Annotated in this window: 1 pseudogene; it reads right to left on the bottom strand. The window is 46.2% G+C overall.

From position 1 onward, the window contains the following. Nucleotides 1–266: pseudogene (locus R0J87_RS20365) on the bottom strand (ketol-acid reductoisomerase); the annotation flags it as partial. Nucleotides 267–273: the final 7 nt, after the last annotated feature.

The raw sequence follows: 273 nt of genomic DNA, 5'->3' as shown, positions 1-273 counted from the left end.
AGGTTTAATACTAAATCTGCTGTAGGAATCAGCTGCTCATAAGTACCAACAGTAAAACCGTTGTCGCTGGCCTTTTTAAAAGACGCCCTTTTCTCTGCAATAGCTTCAGCGCGAAGTGCATAACTTATGTTTAGTCCTGAGTCGCGCATGTTAAGCCCCTGGTTTAACCCCTGAGCTCCGCAACCGACAATAACAATATTCCAGCCTTTCAAAAATTCGCAGCCGTTGGCAAACTCAGCTTTATCCATAAAACGGCACTGGCCCAACTGGCCC

It is taken from the genome of Halomonas sp. SIMBA_159 (assembly GCF_046536035.1).
GTDB lineage: Bacteria > Pseudomonadota > Gammaproteobacteria > Pseudomonadales > Halomonadaceae > Vreelandella > Vreelandella venusta_A.
This window is presented reverse-complemented; position numbering and strand designations above follow the sequence as displayed.